The sequence below is a fragment of the Haladaptatus sp. genome, from assembly GCF_049589095.1.
GTDB lineage: Archaea > Halobacteriota > Halobacteria > Halobacteriales > Haladaptataceae > Haladaptatus.
In genome coordinates, this window is record NZ_JBAWAC010000001.1 from 1 (window position 1) to 4,437 (window position 4,437).

5 protein-coding genes are annotated in these 4,437 nt (G+C 61.5%); 3 read left to right on the forward strand and 2 right to left on the reverse strand.

The genetic code is table 11. The features are described from left to right. Positions 1-1,094: protoporphyrinogen oxidase (gene hemG / locus WBV42_RS00005; RefSeq protein ID WP_423984220.1), on the forward strand; the 1,094-nt coding region annotated here is incomplete at its 5' end. Between the two features lie 55 nt (positions 1,095-1,149). On the opposite strand, the gene hemE is transcribed toward hemG, so the two are convergent. Both hemE and WBV42_RS00015 read right to left on the reverse strand, forming a co-directional pair. Continuing rightward, entirely contained in the window at positions 1,150-2,154 is a 1,005-nt protein-coding gene (gene hemE / locus WBV42_RS00010) for a uroporphyrinogen decarboxylase (RefSeq protein WP_423984221.1), read from the reverse strand. Positions 2,155-2,195: 41 nt separating this feature from the next. Next, on the reverse strand, positions 2,196-2,393 hold the full coding sequence (locus tag WBV42_RS00015) for a heavy-metal-associated domain-containing protein (RefSeq protein ID WP_253228423.1): 198 nt from the start codon (positions 2,391-2,393) through the stop codon (positions 2,196-2,198). A gap of 265 nt (positions 2,394-2,658) precedes the next feature. Here WBV42_RS00015 and WBV42_RS00020 point away from each other — a divergent pair, with 265 nt between their 5' ends. Both WBV42_RS00020 and WBV42_RS00025 read left to right on the forward strand, forming a co-directional pair. Beyond that, entirely contained in the window at positions 2,659-3,255 is a 597-nt protein-coding gene (locus WBV42_RS00020) for an AsnC family transcriptional regulator (protein ID WP_423984222.1), read from the forward strand. 63 nt (positions 3,256-3,318) lie between these two features. After that, the coding region (locus WBV42_RS00025; RefSeq protein WP_423984223.1) for a Rieske (2Fe-2S) protein at positions 3,319-4,437 on the forward strand (1,119 nt) is incomplete at its 3' end.

Consider the following 4,437-nt stretch of genomic DNA (forward strand, 5'->3'; position numbering starts at 1 on the left):
ACGAACTCATCGCCGACCTCGGCCTGGAGGACGAAGTCATCGAAGCCGGGGACACGAAGTTGTTCGTCTACGCGAACGGCGCGCTCCGTCGCGCGCCGTTCTCCATCGAGGAGTTCGGCACCACCGACCTGCTGTCGTGGAGGGGCAAACTGGACGTACTGGAGGAGCCACAAACCGATCCGGTGGACCCCGAGGAAACTGCCGCAGAGATGTTCACGCGGAAGTTCGGCGAGGAAGCGTACGAGAACCTCATCGGCCCGCTGTTCGGCGGAACGTACGGTTCACTCCCACATCGAATGCCGGTCAAGCATTCGCTCTCCGGCGTCATACGAATGGAGGAAAAGTACGGCGACCTGCTGACACCCGTCCTCAAACGCGCGATGGCCGACGGCAGTTCCGCCCCGGCGATGACCTTCGAGGAGGGCGTCCAACGGCTTCCGGAGGCGCTCTACGACGTCCACGAGGAGAACGCCCATCTGGAAACGCCAGTTACCGAAATTCGGGAGCAGGGAGAGGAATTCGTCCTCGAAACCGACGACGAGTCGCTCGACGTGGACGACGTGGTCGTCACCGCGCCCGCCGATGTGAGCGCCGACCTCCTGTCGAATCTCAGCGACGCGGCAGAATCGCTCCGAACGCTGAACTATAATCCGCTCGCGTTCGTGCACCTCCGAGCCGATTCCGACCGGGACGGCTTCGGCTATCAAGTGCGCCACGACGAAGGACTCGACACGCTCGGCGTCTCGTGGAACGCGAGCATGTTCGGACGGACCGGGAAGGCGGAAAACGGTGAAAGTGGAGTGTACACCGTCTTCCTCGGCGGGATGAAGAACCCGGGACTGCTCGAAGAGAGCGACGGGACGCTCGGAGAAATTGCAGCGACGGAATTCGCCGACGTGATGGGAAGCGACGCCGAGGTGCTGAGCGTTCACAAACTCCACCGGGGATTCCCGGCCTACGACGAGTCGTGGGACGCGCTGGATGAATTCGAAACGCCGGACGGAATCCACCTCGCCACGAACTACACCGCGCGGATGGGTGTCCCGAGCCGAATTCGGGAGGCGAAGGCGTTGGCGGGGCAGTTAGCGGAGTAACTACTGAATGTCGGCTTTTTCGAACCGCCAATTCTGTGAATGAGAACAAAATTTCCTATCGTTCGACTTCCTTCGCCGCCTCGACGAACGCCTGTGCGTTCTCGACCGGCGTCGTCCGGTCGATGCCGTGGCCGAGGTTGAGGATGTGGCCCGAGTCGCCCGCCTTCTCGATCACCTCGTGTGTCTTCTCCTTGACGAACTCCGGACTGCCAAGCAGGTAGGAGGGGTCGAGATTACCCTGAACCGGCGTGTCGCCCAACTGCTCGCGGGCGTCGGCCATGTCGATGGTCCAGTCGAGGCCGACCACGTCAGCGCCCGATTCGGCGAGCAGGTCGAGTTTGCCGCCGGGGTGGCGCGCGAAGACGATGGAGGGCACGTCGATGGCGTCGAAGATGCGTTGGTGGAGCGGCAGGACGAACTCCCGGTAGTCGTCGGGGGTCAACACGCCCGACCACGTGTCGAACACCTGTATCACGTCCGCGCCCTGTTCGGCTTGGTATTCGACGTACTCCACCACCACGTCGGTGAAGATTTCGAGGAGGTCGCGGAACGCTTCGGGGTGGTTCGTCCGGAACCGACGGATCGGTTTCCGCGACGTGGGTTCGTCGCCGACGACGTACGAGGCGAGCGTGTACGGCCCACCGGAGAAACCGATGATGCTCGTTTGATCGCCGATGCTGTTCTGGAGTCTGGTGAGCAGTTTTCCGACGTAGTCGATTTCGGTGGCGACGTCGGTGAATGCCGTCGGAACGTCGTCCGGACTGTCGACGGGATTCGAGACGACCGGACCGACGCCGCTCTCGATGTGGTACTCGAAGCCGAGGGGTTCGAGGACGGTGAGGATGTCCGAAAACATGACGAGACCGTCCGGTTCGAACAACTCCCACGGCAGAAGGGTGATTCGCTCGGCCACCTCCGGCGTCTTGATGGCCTCTTTGAAGGAGTAGTCGCTTCGGATGTCGCGGTACTCCGGGATGTATCGTCCGGCCTGCCGCATCAACCAGACCGGCGGGCGTTCGGTACGTTCGCCGCGCGCGGCTCGAACCAACAGGTCGCTCATGGCTCGAAATTGGCCGGATAGCGTCTAAGCGTTTCGACTCTTCAGGCCGAGGCGTCGTAGCCAGCGTCCTGAACCGCGGCGACGAGATCGTCAGTGTTCGCGTCGCCCTCGACGGTCGCAGTCCCGGCCTCGTGGTCGGCGTTGGCGTCGGAGACACCCGAGACGTCTTCGAGCGCTTCGACGACGTTCTGTTCACAACCGCCACAACTCATTCCGTCAACGTCGATGGTTTCGACCATACACCAGCATACTCACCGCTTACTTTTTTCGATTTCGGGAAAAATCCGAAGGTAGCCAACGGAACGAGGTAAGGGGAGATAGCCGCCGTTTCCGTTCGATACCGAACTGACATCGGATGGATGCCGGAGGAATTCCAGATGAATCAGATAATTCGTTTTTTAAACAAGTGAAATTTTGTATTCATCCGAATATATATTCGAAGTCACCGGCAGAGATTCGTGATGATAAAAACTGTTTTCCACCTATAACACGAAGAACAGCACAATGCGACAACTCGACGACACTGACCGGGAGATCATCCGGTTGCTCGTAGAGGACGCACGCCGCCCTTACAACGAAATTGCCGACACGGTCGGTCTCTCCCCGCCGACGGTCTCCGACCGCGTGGACCGCCTTCAGGAGATCGGAATCATCCGCCGATTCACCACGGATTTGGATCAGGGAATCCTCATCGACGGACTCGCGCTGCTCATCACGATCAACGCCAAACCGGGCCACGTCGATGCCATCAAGGGGTCGCTCGGGTCGTTCGACGGGGTCGAACACATCTTCGTCACCGCCGACTCGCACGTCGTTTGTAAGGCGAACCTCCACGAACGGGCGGTCGAAACGCTGCTCTCGGACGCCGTCGAAGGCGAAGCCGTCCGCGATTACGACGTCCAGTTGCTCGTGGACGAGGAGTGGAACCCGCAACCGGGAACCATCGAGTTCGCCCCCGACTGCGTGGAGTGTGGTAACACCGTCACGAACGAGGGCGAATCGACGCGCATCGAGGACGAACTGTATCACTTCTGCTGTTCGTCGTGTAAATCCCAGTTCGCCGAGCGGTACGAGCGCCTGCAGGAGGGCGTGGCCGACTGACGGAGCGGTTACATAAATCCGTTTCAGGGAAGGGTTTTGATGCCATGTGACAATATGCCAACCATGGCAACGAAAGGTTCGTTCGTCCGAGTCGCTGACGCGGACGAACTCCGAGATGACAGCCCGCAGATCGTACAGGCGAACGGCCACTCCATCGGGCTATTTTTCCACGAGGACGAGTTCTACGCGATAGATAACCGCTGCCCGCACATGGGTTTCCCACTGACGAAAGGATCGGTGGACGACGGCGTCCTCACCTGCCACTGGCATCACGCGCGATTCGAGATGTCCTGTGGGGATACCTTCGATCCGTTCGCCGACGACGTGCAGACCTACCCCGTCGAGGTCCGGGACGGCGAGGTGTACGTCCAACCGAACCCGCCGCGGACGGAACCGCCCGAGGAGCACTGGCGCAACCGTCTCGAACACGGGTTACAGGAGAACATCGACCTCGTGGTCGCCAAAGCTGTCATCGGGTTGGAGTCCGAAGGCGTCCCGTCCACCGTCCCGGTGGAACTCGGGGCGGAGTTCGGCACCCACTATCGACAGGCCGGATGGGGACGAGGGTTGACGACGCTCGGCGTGATGGCGAACCTGTTGGACGACGTGCGGGCGGAGGACCGTCGGCGGGCGCTCTACGTCGGACTGACCGAAGTCGCCGACGAGTGTTCGGGCGAACCGCCGTTCTTCGTTCAGGAGTCGCTTTCGACCGAGGACATTTCGGCAGAGCGACTGACCGAGTGGTTCCGCGACAACATCGAGGTGCGGGACTCGGACGGAGCGGAACGCGTACTCAGGGCCGCAATCGGCGAAGGACTGGACGAGTCGAAAATCGTGGGAATGCTCGTCGCCGCCGTCACCGACCACCTCTACCTCGGCACCGGTCACCGACTGGACTTCATCAACAAGGCGTTCCAGACGCTGGACCACGTCGGGTGGGAGCACGCGGACGACGTGCTCCCCAGCCTCGTTCCGGGGCTCGCGTCGGCGAACCGGGCGGAAGAGAACTCCTCGTGGCGGCAACCCATCGACGTGGCGGAATTGTGTTTCGACGCCGCCGACGAACTGCCGGAGTTGCTCGAAACGGGGGAGGGAGAGACGTGGACGGAACCCGACGACTTCGTCGAAACTCTCCTCGGCGAGGACCCGCACGCCATCATGGACGCGATCACGGGCGCAATC